At 67.6% G+C, this 17,561-nt stretch carries 15 protein-coding genes; 5 read left to right on the forward strand and 10 right to left on the reverse strand.

Annotated features, from left to right (window positions below; all coding sequences use genetic code 11):
* Window positions 1–44 precede the first annotated feature (44 nt).
* Window positions 45–1,295, forward strand: a complete 1,251-nt coding sequence (locus MOX01_RS18190; RefSeq protein WP_141370962.1) for a glycosyltransferase — start codon at window positions 45–47, stop codon at window positions 1,293–1,295.
* Here the strand turns inward: MOX01_RS18190 and MOX01_RS18195 are convergent.
* From MOX01_RS18195 to MOX01_RS18205, 3 genes are read right to left on the reverse strand one after another with little or no spacing between them, the layout of a single operon-like run.
* The gene (locus tag MOX01_RS18195; RefSeq protein ID WP_141370963.1) at window positions 1,279–3,204 is read right to left on the reverse strand and encodes a DUF6541 family protein; all 1,926 of its coding nucleotides are present in this window, start codon (window positions 3,202–3,204) and stop codon (window positions 1,279–1,281) included. The genes MOX01_RS18190 and MOX01_RS18195 overlap by 17 nt on opposite strands.
* The gene (locus tag MOX01_RS18200) at window positions 3,201–4,100 is read right to left on the reverse strand and encodes a glycosyltransferase family 2 protein (RefSeq protein WP_230977845.1); all 900 of its coding nucleotides are present in this window, start codon (window positions 4,098–4,100) and stop codon (window positions 3,201–3,203) included. The genes MOX01_RS18195 and MOX01_RS18200 overlap by 4 nt, the downstream gene beginning before the upstream one ends.
* Window positions 4,097–5,707 carry a glycosyltransferase gene (locus MOX01_RS18205; RefSeq protein WP_141370966.1) on the reverse strand — a complete coding sequence of 537 codons (1,611 nt, stop codon included), beginning with the start codon at window positions 5,705–5,707 and terminating at the stop codon, window positions 4,097–4,099. The genes MOX01_RS18200 and MOX01_RS18205 overlap by 4 nt, the downstream gene beginning before the upstream one ends.
* A 275-nt stretch (window positions 5,708–5,982) precedes the next feature.
* Between MOX01_RS18205 and MOX01_RS18210 the strand changes: the two genes are divergently transcribed.
* A complete protein-coding gene (locus MOX01_RS18210; RefSeq protein ID WP_113680200.1) occupies window positions 5,983–6,852 on the forward strand; it encodes an ABC transporter permease in 870 nt (289 codons plus the stop codon).
* Window positions 6,845–7,585: an ABC transporter ATP-binding protein gene (locus MOX01_RS18215; RefSeq protein WP_371861874.1), complete on the forward strand. Its 741-nt coding sequence runs from the start codon at window positions 6,845–6,847 to the stop codon at window positions 7,583–7,585. Before MOX01_RS18210 ends, MOX01_RS18215 begins: the two co-directional genes overlap by 8 nt.
* 1 nt (window position 7,586) lies before the next feature.
* On the opposite strand, the gene MOX01_RS18220 is transcribed toward MOX01_RS18215, so the two are convergent.
* Window positions 7,587–8,660 carry a glycosyltransferase gene (locus MOX01_RS18220; RefSeq protein WP_141370968.1) on the reverse strand — a complete coding sequence of 358 codons (1,074 nt, stop codon included), beginning with the start codon at window positions 8,658–8,660 and terminating at the stop codon, window positions 7,587–7,589.
* A 122-nt stretch (window positions 8,661–8,782) separates the two neighbouring features.
* Between MOX01_RS18220 and MOX01_RS18225 the strand changes: the two genes are divergently transcribed.
* Together MOX01_RS18225 and MOX01_RS18230 are read left to right on the forward strand one after the other, a co-directional pair.
* Window positions 8,783–10,546 (forward strand): DUF4012 domain-containing protein, encoded by a 1,764-nt coding sequence (locus MOX01_RS18225; protein ID WP_141370970.1) that lies wholly within the window; start codon window positions 8,783–8,785, stop codon window positions 10,544–10,546.
* Window positions 10,547–10,689: 143 nt separating this feature from the next.
* The gene (locus MOX01_RS18230; protein ID WP_046749531.1) at window positions 10,690–11,274 is read left to right on the forward strand and encodes an LAVTG motif-containing sortase-dependent surface protein; all 585 of its coding nucleotides are present in this window, start codon (window positions 10,690–10,692) and stop codon (window positions 11,272–11,274) included.
* 239 nt (window positions 11,275–11,513) lie between these two features.
* On the opposite strand, the gene MOX01_RS18235 is transcribed toward MOX01_RS18230, so the two are convergent.
* The 6 genes from MOX01_RS18235 to MOX01_RS18260 form a co-directional block, all read right to left on the reverse strand.
* Window positions 11,514–12,968, reverse strand: coding sequence for an LCP family protein (locus MOX01_RS18235; protein ID WP_141370972.1), 1,455 nt, complete (start codon window positions 12,966–12,968; stop codon window positions 11,514–11,516).
* The gene (gene purE / locus MOX01_RS18240) at window positions 12,965–13,432 is read right to left on the reverse strand and encodes a 5-(carboxyamino)imidazole ribonucleotide mutase (protein ID WP_046749831.1); all 468 of its coding nucleotides are present in this window, start codon (window positions 13,430–13,432) and stop codon (window positions 12,965–12,967) included. Before purE ends, MOX01_RS18235 begins: the two co-directional genes overlap by 4 nt.
* Window positions 13,433–13,572: 140 nt before the next feature.
* The gene (locus MOX01_RS18245; protein ID WP_141370974.1) at window positions 13,573–14,697 is read right to left on the reverse strand and encodes a 5-(carboxyamino)imidazole ribonucleotide synthase; all 1,125 of its coding nucleotides are present in this window, start codon (window positions 14,695–14,697) and stop codon (window positions 13,573–13,575) included.
* A gap of 133 nt (window positions 14,698–14,830) precedes the next feature.
* Entirely contained in the window at window positions 14,831–15,334 is a 504-nt protein-coding gene (locus tag MOX01_RS18250) for a PH domain-containing protein (protein WP_046749535.1), read from the reverse strand.
* 86 nt (window positions 15,335–15,420) lie between these two features.
* Window positions 15,421–16,191, reverse strand: coding sequence for a biotin--[acetyl-CoA-carboxylase] ligase (locus MOX01_RS18255; protein ID WP_141370976.1), 771 nt, complete (start codon window positions 16,189–16,191; stop codon window positions 15,421–15,423).
* A gap of 2 nt (window positions 16,192–16,193) precedes the next feature.
* Window positions 16,194–17,477: a CDP-glycerol glycerophosphotransferase family protein gene (locus MOX01_RS18260; protein ID WP_141370978.1), complete on the reverse strand. Its 1,284-nt coding sequence runs from the start codon at window positions 17,475–17,477 to the stop codon at window positions 16,194–16,196.
* Window positions 17,478–17,561 lie beyond the last annotated feature (84 nt).

Below are 17,561 nucleotides of genomic sequence, written 5' to 3' on the forward strand. Positions count from 1 at the left end.
CCTCCTTCAGTCGCCTGAAGGCAACGACGCCTAGGCTAGCTAACATGTCCAGACCGTCCGATCCGCCCGCTCGCCCATCCCTGGTCAGCGTCTCGAAGTACCTGCCCTTCGAGGGTATCCGTCATGCGGGAGGCCAATACGCACTGCAGCACTATCGAGCGCTCCGCGACATGTTCACGATCCACGTCGTCGCCCCATCGACACGCCTGAACCGCGATGCGTCCGCGACCGAGCCCGACCTGGACTACCGGCTGCTGCAGAGCAGGAGCCCCCTGTCGACGGACGCCGGCAAGCCCCTCGCCGATCTTCAGTCCGTCGTCACGGGAAGCAGCGCGCACCCGTGGTTCCGCCGTGCGCTGGCGAACGACGCGCCTTCGCGTGTGGTCCTGTCCGCAGCAGACATCGTCGAGTACCAGTGGTCGGAGATGTCGAGCCTCACCCGCACCGTGCGCCGTCTGGCTCCCGGAGCGAAGACCGTCATCATCGCTCACGATGTCATCACGCAGCGCTGGGACCGCGCAGCCGAGCAGGCGACGAACCCGCTGAAGAAGATGGCGTTCTCGGCCGCCGCTCGGGCGAGCAGGCGCCGTGAGCGTCGCTCGTTCGACGACGTGGATGCCGTGATCACGTTCAGCGAGAAGGACGCCGCCCTGGTCCGCGAGCTCTCGCCCTCGTCCGCGCCGGTGGTGGTCCATCCCGGCTTCCCCGTGCCTCCCGCTCGTCAGCGGGGTCGCCGGAACACGACGGTCGTCTTCACCGGCGCGATGAACAGGCCGGACAACGACGAAGCTGCGCGCTGGTTCCTGTCCGCCGTCTGGCCGCGTGTATCCGAGACGCTACCCGATGCCCGCTTCCGGATCGTCGGGGCGAATCCGAGCGCGGCGCTTCGCGCGGCAGCGTCCCGCTCCGATGGAGTCGAGGTGACCGGAGCCGTCGATTCCTTCGACGACGTGTATTCCGATGCCGATGTCTGCGTCGTGCCGCTGCTCAACGGCGCCGGAGTGAAGTTCAAGACGATCGACGCGATGATGTGGGGCATCCCGGCTGTGACGACTTCCGTCGGTGCGGAAGGAATCGAGGGGGCAGACCTCCTCCACGCGGTCGTCGACGATCCCGACGCCTTCGCAGACGCCGTGATCAGTGCGCTGCGGGGAGCCGGCGAGGACACGGCGATCGCGGCCAGGGCCTGGGCCGTGTCCGTGTACGGTCTCGACGCGTTCCGCGACAGGCTCAGAGGTGTCTACGCCGCGCTTCTGGACGCTCAGCCGCAGGGGGACGTCAGTCGCAGCCGGTGATCTGGTAGAGGACGGCGTCACCTTCGGCGTCGATCTCGGTGACCAGATCGGATCGCCCGAGTCGCTCGAGACCACGATAACGATGCTCGTCGCCGTGGATCTCCTGCGAGCCGAAGTCGAGCACATAGTCGACCCCTGACCGCTCGACCGCGTCGCAGACCTGCGCTTCCGATCCGCGCCGGGAGAGCTCGTCCATGATCTCCTGCTCGTCGGGGCTCATCCCCATCAGGATGTGCGGCATGACGACCTCGCGGTCGGCATAGGCGTAAGCCATCCCGGTCCCTGTCCACGGGGAGCCGATGATGAGCGCGTCGTCGGGCACCTCATCGGGAAGCCGCTCCAGCAGAGCGCGCTCATCCGTCGAGATGAGAGGCGATGTCTCGGTGTATCGGTATGCCACGGCAGCGGCGGTCATCGCCTGCGCCATCGCCAGCGCCTGGCCGGCGAGGAGCACCACGGCCCCCACGGACATCCCGACGACGACGGACCGCCGCACAGACGGGGCTCCCACTTTCAGACGCACCCAGGCCAGCACCCATGCAGCCCCGACCGCCGCGAGCGGTACCGCCATGATGGGCAGAAGCGCCGCCAGGCGCGGAGCGTTGTTGTACCAGGCCGCCGTCATGAGGTCGCGCAACGGCTGGAACGGCATCGCGCTGGCGACCACGAAGAGCACGGTGACGGCGAGCATGAGGGCGAGGGCGACGACGTCCGCGCGTTGCCGACGCTTCGCGACGACGACCACGCCGACGACGAACAGCACCGCCATCAGCAGAGGGATCAGCTGGTAGCGCGGGGAGAGGGTGAGTGCCTGACCGAGCGCCTGGCTGATGGTCTGCTCTGTCGGCCAGCCGCGCGCTTCGAGCGGCGGACGCAGCACACGCCACGCGATGAAGCTCACGAGAGCGAGCACGCCGAACCCGATCGAGGTGATGATCACGCGGCGACGCTCCGGACGGGTGCGGAGGAATCCGAGGAACGCGAGGGAGACCGCGATCATGGAGAGGATGATCAGCGCGACGAGCGCCCCAGGGTGCGCGACGGCGATACCGGGGATCAGTCCGAGCACGAGCAGGACGAGTACGGCGTCCGGAATCCGATCATCATCGCCGTGGAGCCGCACGAGCTGGATGACGGCAGCGAGCGCCGCCGGCACGAGACTCACGCCGAGCAGGTAGGGATAGAGCACACCGTAATCGAGCATCAGCAGCGGGAACGCCGGGAGGAGCCCGCTCAGCAGGACTGCGCCGACGACGATCGTCAGTCGCCTCCCGAAGAGCACCACCGTGAGGAGCGCGACCGTGGCGGGCCACACCACGGCGGCGGTCGCGATCGTCACCGCGTTCGTGGCGACCATGATGGTCGTGCCGGTGAGCTGGACGACGAGCGCGACGATCGAGTGCCAGGCTGCCGGATAGAACGCCGACGCTCCTGGTGCACTCGTCATGCCGCCCACGCTCATCGGAGAGGCGTTCTCAGTGTCGAGGATGTACCGGACGGCATTCAGGTGGAAGACGTTGTCGAACGTCTGGGAGATGTTCTCCGGTGCGCCCACCACGAGCGCGATCTGAAGTCCGAACAGGATCGCCGCGACCACGAACGACGCCGCGATCATGGCCGTGCGGCGCGAGACCTTGCCCACCGACCCACGGGCGCGGGTGAATCGGGCGACGAGGTACGCGACGATCGCCAGGCCGAGTGCGGTGACGAGCACCGGGAGCACCGACCACGGGATACCGAGCAGGCCTGACCCCAGCGACGCGAGCACGATGACGCTCACCGACGCCGGAGCGGCGACGCCCCACGCCCAGAGCCCTCGCAGCGAGAGAGCCCTGGCGACGAGGTATCCGGGGAGGAAGAGAAGGGCTACCGAGATGAGGATGACAGGCGCCGCCCCCAGCCAGCTCACGCGTCTTCCGCCTCGGGATACCGCACCTTGGGGTTGAAGGTGATCCCCTGCAGCCACTTGCCGAGGAGGCGAGCGCGAAGGTCGAGGGAGACCTTTCCGCGGTGCAGGCTGACGAACAGCCGGGCGCCGAACTCGAGGAAATGCAGGAGTCCGCGGTGGTGCAGCTGCCACGACGCTTCGTTGCGCACGCCGTAGGCGAACTTCCACAGGCTCTTCCGGTCGACCATCGCGAAGTTCACGCCGCGGTTGTCGCCCATGTCATGGATCACCGAGCTGTCGAGCACCTGCACTCCGGGGCAGCGGGCGGTCAGACGCAACGTGTACTCACGGTCGTCGAACCAGATGAAGTACTCCGCGTAAGGGAAGCCGTATTCGGCGATCGCCCACCGCGGGATCAGCACGGAGACGAACGAGCACGCGGTGACCATCACGTTCTGCTGGCCCTTGACCAGGAGCCGTCCCCAGTCCCACGTCGGAACGGGATTGTTCATCTCGCAGATGCTGCCGTCCGTGAACTCCACGACCGAGCAGGCGAACGGCACGTCGGGGCCGAGCTCCGACACGGCACCATCGAATCCTGCGATCAATGCGGCGAGCGCATCCGGCTTCGGGTAGCAGTCGTCGTCCATGATCCAGACGTGATCGGCACCGGAAGCGTACCCCCGGCGCATACCCTCGGTGAATCCACCGGCTCCTCCCGAGTTGGTCGCCATGGTGACGACCTCGACGGGCACCGGGAGCTCGAGGCCCGCCAGGTACTCAGCGGTACCGTCGGTCGAGGCGTTGTCGATCACGAACAGCGTCTCCACCGGGTGCGTCTGCGCGGCGATGGAGGCGAGGACCGTCTTGAGCTTCTCCAGCCGATTGAATGTGACGACCACCGCTGCGACGCTCACCACGAGCTCACCTCTTCCTTGAACCATGAACTCGCGGACGGCTGCGACAGCAGCTTCTTCTCCGCCTTGCGCTCCTTGCGCCAGAGCGACTCCCTGGCCTTCTCGTCGCCGATGAGCGGCGCGACGGCATCTGCGAGTCGCCGTGCCGCACGGTGTGCGAAACGTGGCACGAGAGCGGGAGCGGGGATGATGTCGCGCTGAGCGCCGACATCTGTCGAGACGACGGGCACACCGTGCGCGATCGCCTCCAGCGTCGTCAGCGTGAGCCCCTCGTTGTGGGACGAGACCACGAGGACGTGCGCTTCGTCGAGCGTCTCGGAGACCGGCGTCAGAGAGGTGCGACGGACGATGTCATCGGTCATGTCCGCTGCGGCGATGATGTCGTCCACCCACCCGGCGAGCTCGCCGTCGCCGTGAAGGATGTACCGCACCGAATAGCCCTGGCGCTTGAGGCGAGCGGCCATCGCGACGAAGACCTCCGGTGCCTTCTGTCTTGCCAGCCGGCCGACGAAAGCGATGGTGAAGGTCTCCCCCTCATCCCTGGACCGGAAGACGGCATCCTTCGGCTTGACCGTGAGTCCGCCCAGCGGAGCCATCACGACCTTCTCGGAGGGGATGCCCTGCACCTCGGTCATCCAGCGCGCGAGGCTGGGAGATATGACATGGTGCTTCGTCAGGGACTCGGCCGCGATCGCGCTGCTGAGCGGATATCCGCCCCCTCGGTACTCGACGATGTGAGTGCTGTCGATGATCGGGATGCCCGGCCGGGAGGCGGCGATCCACGCGATGCGGTCATACAGCCACTGGTTGTGGTGGATCACGACGCCGCGCACGTCGAACGTGCGCAGCAGAGCTCGCAGCAGCGGCTCGATACCGGGAGTCTGCGATTCGACCGTGGGCTCGGAGAACGGGATGAGCAGCGCGCCGTCGAGTTCCGGCCTCGTGATCCACGGCTGATGGGAGTCACGGTTCGTCAGGACGATGGGCAGGAAGCCGGCCTCGCGCACGAGTCGGACGGTTTCGAAGGCCCAGAGCTCTGCCCCTCCGAGCTGGAACCAGTGCAGACCGATGATCACGGCCTTCTGCGCGCCGGCGGGCGTCTGCGCGGCAGGGACGATGACGTCGTCCTCATGGAGTTCGCCCGGACGGAACTCCGATGCGTACTGACGGCGCTGCACCGGCGTGTGCAGCTGGCGACGGAACCGGAGAAGCGACAGATCGCGGAGGTCGTCGTAGAAGAGGGGCGCCCGGGCCTTCACCTGCCGTGCGACACGGCCGATAAGGTCCTGGCGCGGCATCTGATAGGGATCGGACTCCAGCACCACGTCGGCCGAGACGTGCAGGTGCCGTGTGTGCGAAGCCGTGAGTGCGGCGGACACGGCCTCGGAAGGGAGAATCGTGCGGTTCTCCGGTGCGACCGTGCTGACGACATCGAAAGTCGTCAGACGATGCCTGTTGAACCGCGACATGCCGTCGAAGGTGCTGTCATCCGTGAGCCGCGGCGGCGTCTCACGCGTGCCGTCGTAGAGATGCACGCGGAGTTCCCGCTCCGGCGCCATCAGGGCGTGGAAGTTCAGCGCCCCCACCAGCAGACGACGCTCCCGCAAGGAGAATTCCGTTCCCGTCCGCTCGTCCGAGAAGCGAAAGAGGGCGGGTTGATCGAGAGCTTGGAGAAGTGTCACGAGTACCTGTTGCTTTCGGATCGACGGACGCACAGACCTCGGCGAGCCTATCAGCGACACCAGGCGTCACCCTGGGTCTCGGCTGTGCCACCACGGCGGGCATCCGGTCCCTCCTGGTTGCCAGGTAGCGCCCAGAGTCACTCGTATGATTGTCTCCGGTGCGCGCGAGACGGTCGGCGCATACGGAAGGTGGATCCGCGGTGCAACAGGCTCGCACGCTCGAGGCGCAGAGGTTGACGACCCCCGGCGCGAATCGAGGACTTCTCGAAGTCTTCCGACAGCGCTATCTCCTCTCGCTCATCGTGCGGAAGGAAGTGCAGATCAGGTACCGGGGCTCCATCTTCGGCTGGCTCTGGTCGTACGTGAAGCCGCTCGTCCAGTTCGTCGTCTTCTTCGTCGCCATCGGCGTCTTCCTCGGTCTGAACGATCGAGTCGAGTTCTTCCCGATCTATCTGCTGTCGGGGATCACGGTCGTCACCTTCTTCAACGAGGCCTTCTCGAACGGCACGCGCTCCCTCGTCGACAATGCGGCGCTCATCAAGAAGATCTATCTGCCCCGTGAGATGTTCCCCATCGCGAGCATGATGATCGCCGCCGTCAACACGGTTCCGCAGATCATCGTCGTCGTGGGGATCTCCCTCTTCTTCGGGTGGGCGCCTTCCCTGGCGTCGGTGGCCGCGATCGTGCTCTCGCTGGTGATCATCGCCGTGCTGGCGAGTGGTCTCGGGCTGTTCTTCGGCGCGATCAACGTCACGTTCCGCGACGCGCAGAGCTTCGTCGAGATCATCGTCATGGTCGCGATCTGGGCGTCGCCCGTCATGTACGAGTGGACGCAGGTGGCCCGTGTCGCACCGGAGTGGCTCTTCGTTCTCTACCGACTGAACCCGATCACGGCGGCCGTCGAGCTGTTCCACTACGGCATCTGGTTCCCCCTCGGCCCCGACAACGCCTCCCCTCTCCCCGACCTCTGGATGTACGGGCTGATCGCCCTCGTGACGTCTCTCGCCGCGCTGGTCATCGGCCAGCTCGTCTTCCGCCGACTGGAGGGCCGTTTTGCCCAAGATCTCTGAGCCCCTGACGCAGACACTGCCCCGCGTCGTGATCGACGACGTGCACAAGACCTTCAAGCTTCGTCACACGCATTCGATCAAGGAGACAGCCCTCGCTGCCATCCGCCGTAAGCCGCTCACGACGAACTTTCACGCCCTCGACGGAGTGTCGTTCGAGATCGGCGAGGGCGAGTCGGTCGCGCTCCTCGGATTCAACGGCTCCGGCAAATCCACCATGCTCAAGCTGATCTCCGGAGTGCTCGAGCCCGACACCGGCACCGCCCTCACGCGTGGTCGAGTAGCCGGACTCATCGAGGTCGGCGCCGGCTTCCACCCCGATCTATCCGGCAGGGAGAACATCTTCCTGAATGCCGCAATTCTCGGCATGAGCAAGAAGGAGACCGAGGCTCGCTACGACGAGATCGTCGCCTTCAGCGAGATCGAGAAGTTCATCGACACCGAGGTCAAGCACTACTCCTCCGGGATGTTCCTGCGCCTGGCCTTCTCCGTGGCGATCCACACCGAGATGGATGTGCTCCTCATCGACGAGATCCTCTCGGTGGGCGACGAGCCTTTCCAGAAGAAGTGCCTCGCCCGCGTCCGAGAGCTGCACGCGCAGGGGAAGACCCTCGTCGTCGTGAGCCACGACCTCAACATGGTGTCGAATCTCTGCGAGCGCGGCATCCTGCTCAAGGGCGGGAAGGTGCACTTCGACGGTCCGAGCAAGGACGCCGTCGAACTGATGCGAGCCTGATTCAGAGGTCCGCGTGCAGTCCCCAGAGGCGTTCGGCTGAACTCGCCCAGGAGAAGGCTCGCGACCGATCGGACGCGAGCACCTTGAGGCGTTCGGCGGATCCGCCTGCCGCATCCTCGACCGCCTCCGCGATCGCATCGACGGGGACGATCCGCCCGCCGTCAGAGATGACATCACGATGCGAACCGCTGTCGACGGCGACGACCGGCAGTCCCAGCGTCATCGCCTCCACGGCACGCCAGGGCCACCCTGCCGTGGCGTCGGCGGCCACATACGCAGAGGCACCCTCGAGGACACCAGCACGGTCTTCGGCCGAGAGGGCGCCTCGCACATGCACGCGGCGCTCCGGGAGTCCCGACGCGGAGGCCGCCTCCACGTAGCGGGGCTCGGATCCCTCCGGTGCATCGATGACGATGGCATCGAGACCGGCCGCCACCGCTCCGCGGAAGCCTTCCGCCGCTTCGGCGACAGACCCTGTGAGCACCAGGTACCCGCCGGTAGGCGACAGTGCACCGCGGGGAGCGGCTCCCTCGCCGGCACCGCCGAAACCCTGCGGCGGTGCACCTGCGATCACGCGGATGCGGTCGCCGAGCTTCGCGAGCTCGGCGAGTCTCTCGGCGACGGCATGAGAGGGCACCACCACGGCGTCGGAGTGTCTCACGGCACGTCTGAGCATGCCGCGCTGCCACGCGACGGTCCCCTTGGACAACTGCTCCGGAGCGTCCCAGGCACGCAGATCCCACACCGTGACGGTCGTCTGATCGTTGTCATGAAGCCGGTCGTGTCGGACGAGCGGTGCCATCAGGGTCGGCGAGTGGATGAGCCCTCCGCCGACACCGGGGGCGATGCCGAGCTGCCAGGCCGCGGCGAGCTCACGCCGGCCCATGGCGAGCGTGCGCACGTCGGCGATCCCCGCCACCGGCACGGAAGCACCTGCGGGGACGATCGCATCGACCGCGCATCCCGACGGCGCCGTGGCGACCAGACCGCCGACCAGCCCGACCGCTGCCTCGGCGTGGTCGGGATCGACGACGCTCGCGAGCTGATCCAGAACAACGCGTAGCCGAGCACCCATGGCCCCAGGCTATCCTCGCCATACCTCTCCCCCGCGGAGCACACCGCCGGAGACGCGCGAATGTCAGCGTTCGCACAGTTTCCGCCCACCACGGCAGCAGAGGTTCGTGCTTGAATGCTCGAGTGAGCGATGGTCGACTTCCCGTCCGACGCCGATGGATCGGGTGGACCGTCGGCGTTCTTCTGTCCCTTCTGGTCGTCGCGATCGGCTGGGTCGCCATCCGAGGGTTCGGCGCGGTGAGCGATCTTCAGCAGGTGGCCAAAGGCAGCGCGCAGCTGAAGGCGGCGATCGCGGCCGGTGACCTCGACGCAGCCAAGCCCCTCGCCAGGAGCATCGCGCACAATGCGGACTCCGCGCACGACCTCACCTCCGACCCGGTCTGGCACGCGTTCGGAGCACTGCCATGGGTCGGCCCCAACTTCAGTGCCGTCAGCGACATCGCCGAGATCGCCGACGACGTGTCATCCGACGCGCTGACGCCGCTCCTCGACGTGGCGGCGGACTTCGATCTGGCGAGCCTCGGCTTCACCGGTGGCTCCATCGACCTCGCACCGTTCGCAGAGATCGCAGGCCCTCTGGGAACCGCCGAGACCGCGCTCACGGCCGCGCAGCAGCAGGCACGTCGCATAGACGCCGATGCGACGCTCCCCCCGCTCGCCGATGCCATCCGCACGATGCGTTCCTCCGTCACCGAAGCCGCGACGTTGGTCGGCTCGCTGCACGGTGCTGCCGTGCTGCTGCCGACCATGCTCGGCGGCGAAGGCCCCCGTACCTACGTGCTCGCGATGCAGAACAATGCGGAACTGCGCTCCTCGGGGGGAATCATCGGGGCGATCGCGCTGCTGCACGCCGAGAACGGAAGGATCACCCTCCAGACTCAGGCATCGACTCGCGACTTCCCCCCGCTCGACACGGCCCTGCCGCTCAGCGACTCGACGACCGCCCTGTTCGAGGACCGTCCAGGTCGCTATCTGCAGAACATCACGAGCATCCCGGACTTCCGCGAAGCAGGTGCCGCGATCGCCACACGGTGGCAGGGCCGATTCGGCGGAACCGTCGACGGTGTCGTCGCCGTCGACGCGGTCGTGGCGAAGCACCTGCTCGCTGCCACCGGCGACCTCACGTTCGGACCTTTCACGGCGAGCTCCGACAACGTCACCGACATCCTTCTCTCGCAGATCTACGCCGCAGTCCCCGACCCCGCGGTGCAGGACGAGATCTTCGCGCAGGCCGCAGGGGCGTTGTTCGGCGCTGCGCTCTCCGGCGCAGAGCCACGAGCTCTGCTGGGAGCACTCGCGGACTCCGCGGCGGAAGGACGCATCCGCATCTGGAGTGCTCACGAAGATGAGGAGGCCGTGCTCGCCGACTCCGACCTCGGCGGCACGATCCCCGCGGACACCGGCGATGCGACCTACGTCGGCGTGCTGATGAACGACACCACCGGCGGGAAGATGGACTACTACACCAGGGCGTCCCTCTCGACGTCGGTCGGCACCTGCCAGGGCCAGCCGACGACCCAGGTGCGCGTGACGTGGACCAACACCGCGCCCGCCGACGCCGCCACCTCGCTGCCCACCTACGTCACGGCCGACGGCTTCTACGGGGTGCCCGCCGGCACCGTGCGGACCCTGATCGCCGTGTACGGCCCGGAAGGGGCGACGCCTTCGCACATCGATCGCGACGGGGCGGAAGAGGGCGTTCAGACCGCGATGATCGGCGACCGCTCGGCGGTTCAGCACGAGGTGTCGCTCGCGCCTGGCGAGTCGACGACGATCACCGTCGAGTTCCAGGGCACGGGTGCAGGGCAGAGACTCACCGAGGTGCTGCACACCCCCCTCATCGACACCCCCGAGACGACACGGGAACCGCTGCGATGCGCTTCGTGACTTTCGCCACCCGATAGGGTATCGTCGACTCACTGGGGAATATCTGGCGTCTGTCATCCTGCCGTGGGGGCAGGAAGACGCCACGCAGTTGGATGCAGGGGTGTGTCCAAAGGCGATTCCGCGTGAAATTCTGGGGAGAAATCATGCTGAAGAAACTGGCTGCCATCAGCCTTGCCGCCGGCGCGCTCGTTTTCGTCGCGCCAACCGTGGCCACCGCTGCGCCGACTGCACCTGTCGCGTCGTCCGATTCCTATCCGACGCCTCCCGGCGCCAAGGTCGGCGACCCCATCATCGACATCTGCGAAGCGTCGACGATCGTGTTCGGTCCCGGCTACTTCGTTCCGTCCGAGAACGTCAACGTGGCGGTGTCCGGCTACAACGCCGCGAAGGCGGCGATCTCGGGCAACACCGCTGCCGCTGACGGGAGCATGACGCTCACGTTCCGCCCGCCGTCCGACGGCGAAGGCTCCTACGCGGTCGCCTTCAACGGCTCGCGCTCGTACACCGCGACCATCACCGTGTCGCACGGACACGATGCCGCGGCCAGCTGCGACCACGATCCCGGCGTCGCGGCTGCGGGCTCCGAGCTTCCCCTCACCGGGGGCGGCATCGAGCTGGCCCTGACCGGTGGAGACGTGTCGCCGTGGATCCTCGGCGGCGGAGCAGCAGCTCTGGTGGCCGGCGGAGCCCTCGTCGCAGTGGGAGCCTCGCGCCGCAAGCGCGCCTAGGTCCGGCTGCCGCCTCGTGCGGTGGTCGACTGGACGACGGTGATCCCTCCCCCTCCGATCACCGTCGTCTGGTGCATCCGGCGGAAAATCGCCGGAAGCCCACGGCTGTCCTCCTCCGGGAGGCGGTCGTGGGCTTTGTCGCGCGTGCGCTCAGGAGCGCCGGTGCCGACGGTGCCCGGGTACACGGCTTCGCCCTGGCCGTCGTGGGAAGTCCAGCACGCCTCGCCCGGGACTCTCGATCAGGGCTCGGGCGTCGGCGTCGCCGTCGGGGGGTGCAGCTTCTGCTGGATCATGTCGCGGATGAACGCGTAGTCCGGCTGGTGCTCGTCGACGCCCGAATCGGGCGTGAGCTCGATCGTGGTGACCGGCTGCTCCTTCGCCTTCAGCATCAGGTCGAAGAACTCGGGCAGCTTGTCGGAGGGAAGGTCGGTGCTGATCAACGCCGTACCCGCCGCTGCCACTTCGTTGAAACGTGTGAGCACCGTCTGCGGGGTGAACTGCGCGAGAATGGCCGCCTGCAGTTCCCGCTGACGCTTCATCCGATCCCAGTCGCTGGTGGTGTACCGCGAGCGGGCGTACCACTGCGCCGTGTCGCCATCCATGCGCTGCTTGCCGGGCTCGATCCACCCGATGGCCCACTCGTTCACATCGCTGCCCGTCCACCCCTCGGGCGGACCGCCCTTGGGCAGGCGCTCCGTGACGTTGATCTCGACCCCACCCAGCGCGTCGACGAGCTCAGCGAACCCGTGCATGTCGACGAACACGTAGTACGGGATCTCGATCCCGAGGACTCCCTCTGCGGCGTCCTTGGTGGCCTCGATGCCCGGTTCCGAGCCTTTGGCGACGGCGTCGGGGTAGAGCCCCTTGCCGCCGTCCTCCCGGCAGACCTCAGCGGCGTTGCGTACGTGGTTCATCCACCCGTTCCAACCGCAGGTCGAGGAGCCATGCCCCTCGAAACCGTCGGGATACAGCTCCTGCATCGGGCTGCCGTCGCTGAACGGTGCGTTCGGGAGTTCTCGCGGGATGCCGGTGATCGTCACGGCACCGGTGTCGGCATTCACCGAGACCACAGAGATGCTGTCGAAGCGCATCGAGTCACGGCCGTCGCCGCTGTCCGCTCCGAGGAGGAGGATGTTGTAATAGCCGTCGCTGGGCGCGACGCTGGGGCCGCTCTGACCGAAGATCGATCCGATGGTGTTGCGGACGGACCCCACGGCCGTGGCCGCATAAGCTGCCCCGCCGCCCACGAGTCCCAGGAGGACCAGCGCGACGACCGGGATGGCGAGCCGGGACAGGGTGGGCAGCTTGACGAGCCTCACCATGCGCAACGTGTCGAACGTCAGCACCGCCCAGAGCACGACGTAGCCGACGAGCAGCGCCTGCACGAGTGTCAGGACCACGGTGGAGAAGAATCCCCCACCGATCGTGAGCCACAGCAGGACGGGACGGGCGAACACGGCGAGCGCCACCGTGACGATCGCGAGGAACCAGGCGAGCAGGGTGGCGCCGAGCCCGAATCGACCGAGTCGCCGATTGCCCGCGACGACCTGCGCCGAGCCCGGCACCAGGAGGTTCATCACGAGCAGCCACCAGCCGCGCTTGGTCATCACGCCGGGGTCGGCGGAGTCCGGGTGCCGTAGCGGCCGGGTCTCGATGAGCGGGCGCTGTGATGCGCGCGGAGGCGCAAGGGTCACAGCGAGCCCTTCAACCGTTCGTTCTTCTCCTCGACCTGCGCCTCGAGGTCGCGGGCATACTGCTCGACGCGATCCGCGAGCGCGACATCCGAGGTCCCGAGGATGCGTGCGGCGAGCAGACCGGCGTTGCGGGCTCCGCCGATGGAGACCGTCGCCACCGGGATGCCTGCGGGCATCTGCACGATGGACAGGAGCGAGTCCATGCCGTCGAGGAAGGCGAGCGGCACCGGCACTCCCACCACGGGCAGCGGCGTCATCGAAGCGAGCATCCCGGGAAGGTGAGCAGCTCCCCCGGCACCGGCGATGATGACGCGGATGCCGCGGGAGCGTGCGTCGCGCGCGTACGACATGAGCTTGTCGGGGGTCCGGTGCGCCGACACCACCTCTACCTCGTGCGGGACTCCGAAGTCCGTGAGGGCCTGAGATGCGTCGCTCATCACGCGCCAGTCGGAGTCGGATCCCATCACGACGCCGACGAGAGGTGCGGCGGAGGAGTGCAGTGGCTCAGTCACCAGATCAGGGTACGGTCTGGTGCTGTGAGATTCCCCGAACGGCACACCTCTGATCCCGCATGTTTCCGGGAGTCGGCCCTGCCGGTCGCTGATCAGTCGAAGTGGGCGGCGACGGCTCGCGCGACGTAGACCGCATCGTCGAGGTCCGCATCAGCGACGTTCACGTGACCGACCTTGCGGCCGGGCCTCGGAGCCTTCCCGTACGTGTGGATCTTCGCCTGCGGGTGCTCAGCCATCGCCGCACCGAACCGCTCCTCGATGGTGCCCTCAGCCGGTCCCCCGAGGATGTTCACCATGACGGACCAGGGCGCCCGCAGTGCAGTGCTGCCGAGCGGAAGGTCGGCGACTGCGCGCAGGTGCTGTTCGAACTGGCCGGTGACGGCACCGTCCTGGCTCCAGTGCCCGCTGTTGTGCGGACGCATCGCGAGCTCGTTCACGAGGATTCGCTCGTCGTCGGTCTCGAACAGTTCGACCGCGAGCATCCCGGTCACCCCCAGCCCCTCGGCGATGGCGCGGCCGATCCCCTCGGCGACCTCCGCGAGTCGTTCCGTCGCAGCGGGAGCGGGAGCGATGACCTCGGCGCACACGCCATCACGCTGCACCGTCTCGACCACCGGATACGCGACCATCTCGCCACCGGCGCGACGCGCGACCTGCTGCGCGAGCTCACGCACGAACGGGACGAGTTCCTCGACGAGGAGCGCGTCACCTTCGGCGAGCGCCACCAGCCAGTCCTGCGCCTCCGCGGCCGCACGCACGACGCGCACACCCTTGCCGTCGTACCCGCCGCGTGGCGTCTTCACCACACCGGCGCCTCCGTGCTCGTCCAGGAAGGCTTGGAGTTCGGGCTCCGTGCGCACCACAGCCCATTCGGGCTGAGGCACTCCGAGTTCCGCGAGGCGCCTGCGCATCACGATCTTGTCCTGGGCGTACTGCAGCGCGTCCGGTCCGGGGTGGACGACCACACCGCCGTCGACCAGCTGACGAAGGACATCCTGCGGAACGTGCTCGTGGTCGAAGGTGACGACGTCGACATCGGCCGCGAATGCGCGCACGGTCTCCAGATCGCGATAGTCGCCGACGGCCGTGGCCGCGAGCCCGGCGGACATCCCCTCATCCTCGGCGAGCACTCGCAGATCGAGTCCGAGCTCGACCGCCGGAGCGATCATCATCCGTGCCAGCTGTCCTCCGCCGATCACGCCCACACGCAGCGCCATGTGCCGCCTCCATTCGTCCTTCCCATTCTCGCTCACCGATCATGGCGCGCACGACAGGTTGCGGATATGGCGGCGCGATGGTGCAGCTCTACCGTGCACCTGTACCGTGCACCCGCCGCGGTCGACTCGCGGTTCAGTCGCCGACGGCCTGTGCGTCGCGATGGGCGAGGATCTGCCCGACCTCGATCTGGTCTGCGAGCGTCTCGTGCACGAGGGTCACGTTGGGGACGTTGGGCAGTCGGAGGGGAGCATCGACACCGTTCGAGAGGATGATGGTTCCCGAGCCCCACAGGCGCTGCAGCGGACCGCGACGCACGGCGATGGTGTAGCCGCGCGCATGGGACATCTCATGACGACTCCGGGCTCCGAGCCCCTGACGAGCGATGACCCGTCTGGTGGTGACCGTGGTGGTCCGGGAGTACCAGATGATGAACGGCAGCACGACGGCGAAGAGCACCAACGCCCCGGCGGCGGCGAGGAGCATCCAGTCCTCGAACCCCTCCGGCAGGTTGCCGAAGAAGTAGCCCGTGGCCCCGAACGCCGCGATGAGCACGACGGCAGACCAGAACAGACGCCGCGCGTGGCTCCGGAAGCGCGCGATCAGCAACTCCTCCGAAGGCGTTCCGGGCGGCGGCATCAGAGGCCGTCCACCGAGCGTCACAGGCTGGGTCACCCCACCATTGTGCCTGTGATCTGCGACAAAGCCGTCTGTGCGACGGCGTGTCAGCTTCCGGCAGGCCGCACGTGCACGACGTCACCGGCCGAGACAGCATGTTCCCGGCCGTCCGACACGACGAGAAGACGGCCTTCCGCGTCGATCGACGACGCCACGCCCTCCAGTACCGCTCCGGCAGGCATCGACACCCGCACCGCCTGTCCGATGGTCGCGCACAGCGCCGAGACGACACCGTGCAGACCGCTCGCGACCGCGTCCTCCGAAGCGGTGAGCGCGGCCAGATGGCGGTCGAGCGTCTCCAGGTATACCGACAGCAGCAGGTCCTCGTCCACGGCAGCGCCCAGCGCGGCGAACGACGTCGCGGTGGGCAGAGGAAGCTGCTCGCGTGTCATCTCCGTGTTGACCCCGGCACCCACCACCACCGCGTCCGCGGTCGCCTCCGCGAGGATGCCGCAGATCTTGTGCGCGTCGACGAGCACATCGTTCGGCCACTTCATGGAGACGTCGTGACCGGGAAGCTGCGCGCCGATCGCCTTCACCATCGCGGCGCCGGCGGCGAGTGGAATCCACCCGCGTGCCGTGGGCTCCGCCGGCAGTGTCCGCAACAGCACCGAGACGGCGAGCGCCGAGCCGGCTGGAGCGACCCAGGTGCGGTCGAGACGGCCACGTCCGGCACGCTGATCGCGGGTCACCAGAGTCGCCAGGTGCGGCCACCCCTCGACCTCAGCAGCGTGCGCCCGCAGGTCGGCGTTCGTGGAACCGGTGTGATCCACCTGCACGAAGCGGGGCACGATCGCGCTCGACTGCGGGAACCGCATGCTCAGGCGTCCTCGTCTTCGGCTTCTTCGTCGTCATCGTCCTCGTCGTCACGGACGCTCCCGACCTCGCGGGAATGCCAGTGCTCCCACTCCTGCATCAGGCGTTCGACAGCGGCATGGAACTTCGCCGTCGCCACCCCCTGCGTGGTGTCGCCGAAGTAGTGCTGCACCCACATCCGGAGTCGGGCGATCGCCGCCTCGTCGGCCCGGACCCTCTCGACCTCCGCCACGATATCGTCGGCACCCTCGACGGTGAGCCACTCGCAGTCCGACAGGTAGCCCTGCGTGTCGATCGACGCCTGCTCGTCGGCCGGCCGGGTGATCATGAGGGGCTTCCCCGCCGCGAGCCTGTCGTAGACCATGGCGGAGATGTCGACGATCGCGACATCGGCGGCCGTGAGCTGCCAGCCGAGTTCGGGGGCGGCGTCATAGACGTGATGAGCGGTAGCGTCGGCGGCGTTCGCAGCCTCGATGGCCGCCACGATGCGCCGATGCGCCGCACCGTACTCCTCGTCGACCACCCCGCTGCGCGGGTGGGGACGGTAGATCACGCGGTGCGCGCCGGTCGCCAGCAGTCGGTTCACGAGGCTCTCGCCGTGCGAGGCGATGGAGCCGTAGTGGGCACTGGGACGATCGCCCTCCCACGTGGGGGCGTACAGCACGACGGTGCGCTCGTCCGGCGTGTAGGGAAGGGTCCCGGAGTAGTGATCCGCCTGCGGACGGCCGATCTCGATCGTGCGGCGGTCGACGTCGTAATCCCACAGTGTGCGTGAGAGCCGATCCCGCGCAGCCTGACCGGCGACGAAGGCATAGTCGTACGCCTTGTACTGGTTCGTCGTCATGTACATCTTGTCGGACTCGCCGTGATTGATGAAGACGTGCCAGCGCCGTCCGTAGCGGAACATCTGGAAGTTGCGGGTGTTCTGGTTCACGTAGAGCACGACACGGATGTCCTGCGTCGCGATGAAGCGCTCCAGATCACGCACCGTCGGCACGAACGCCACCGGTGGCGAGACCTCCTCGAGCAGCTTCTCGGCCCCGGTCGCCTGCCGGGAGAGCACCACGACGGGCCAGCGCTTCGAGAGCTCGATGAGCGGGCGGTACCACTGGCGCATCTGGTACATGTTCACGGCGCCGTCGGCGAAGTAGACCGCGACCTTGAAGTGACCGGCGGGAAGCGGTTCCTGCTCCGCGAGGTGCCGCCGCACGCGCTGCACCGCCGAGCGTGACGCGAGCGCCCGCTTCAGCAGACGGTATGCCTTCTTCGCGTCAGACAGTGCACCCATCCCTCCAGGATAGTTCGTCCTGATCGTGCCCACCGGCGTAGGTCGCCGCGTCCGGCTGACCGAGGAACGCCGTTCCCGCGCCCC

The sequence above is a fragment of the Microbacterium oxydans genome (assembly GCF_006540085.1).
In the GTDB taxonomy this organism is placed as follows: domain Bacteria; phylum Actinomycetota; class Actinomycetes; order Actinomycetales; family Microbacteriaceae; genus Microbacterium; species Microbacterium oxydans.

Coding starts and splice junctions, on each gene's coding strand:
- MOX01_RS18190 (WP_141370962.1), top strand. CDS start 45: ATGTCCAGACCGTCCGATCCGCCCGCTCGCCCATCCCTGGTCAGCGTC.
- MOX01_RS18220 (WP_141370968.1), bottom strand. CDS start 8,660: ATGGGTGCTCGGCTACGCGTTGTTCTGGATCAGCTCGCGAGCGTCGTC.
- MOX01_RS18230 (WP_046749531.1), top strand. CDS start 10,690: ATGCTGAAGAAACTGGCTGCCATCAGCCTTGCCGCCGGCGCGCTCGTT.
- purE (WP_046749831.1), bottom strand. CDS start 13,432: ATGGGATCCGACTCCGACTGGCGCGTGATGAGCGACGCATCTCAGGCC.
- MOX01_RS18245 (WP_141370974.1), bottom strand. CDS start 14,697: ATGGCGCTGCGTGTGGGCGTGATCGGCGGAGGACAGCTGGCACGGATG.
- MOX01_RS18250 (WP_046749535.1), bottom strand. CDS start 15,334: ATGCCGCCGCCCGGAACGCCTTCGGAGGAGTTGCTGATCGCGCGCTTC.
- MOX01_RS18255 (WP_141370976.1), bottom strand. CDS start 16,191: ATGCGGTTCCCGCAGTCGAGCGCGATCGTGCCCCGCTTCGTGCAGGTG.
- MOX01_RS18260 (WP_141370978.1), bottom strand. CDS start 17,477: ATGGGTGCACTGTCTGACGCGAAGAAGGCATACCGTCTGCTGAAGCGG.